Origin of the sequence: Streptomyces sp. 35G-GA-8 (assembly GCF_023534745.1) — a bacterium.
Lineage (GTDB): Bacteria > Actinomycetota > Actinomycetes > Streptomycetales > Streptomycetaceae > Streptomyces.
Window position 1 is genome coordinate 1 of record NZ_JAMHJQ010000062.1, and the last position, 517, is coordinate 517.

At 56.1% G+C, this 517-nt stretch carries 1 rRNA gene; it reads left to right on the forward strand.

The features are described from left to right. Positions 1-517, forward strand: a 23S ribosomal RNA gene (locus M1203_RS38530); the annotation flags it as partial.

The window sequence follows — 517 nt, forward strand, 5'->3', positions numbered from 1 at the left end:
AGTAGCGCGCTCAAGACCCGAAGCGGAGTGATCTAGCCATGGGCAGGTTGAAGCGGAGGTAAGACTTCGTGGAGGACCGAACCCACCAGGGTTGAAAACCTGGGGGATGACCTGTGGTTAGGGGTGAAAGGCCAATCAAACTCCGTGATAGCTGGTTCTCCCCGAAATGCATTTAGGTGCAGCGTCGTGTGTTTCTTGCCGGAGGTAGAGCACTGGATAGGCGATGGGCCCTACCGGGTTACTGACCTTAGCCAAACTCCGAATGCCGGTAAGTGAGAGCGCGGCAGTGAGACTGTGGGGGATAAGCTCCATGGTCGAGAGGGAAACAGCCCAGAGCATCGACTAAGGCCCCTAAGCGTACGCTAAGTGGGAAAGGATGTGGAGTCGCAGAGACAACCAGGAGGTTGGCTTAGAAGCAGCCATCCTTGAAAGAGTGCGTAATAGCTCACTGGTCAAGTGATTCCGCGCCGACAATGTAGCGGGGCTCAAGCGTACCGCCGAAGTCGTGTCATTGCAG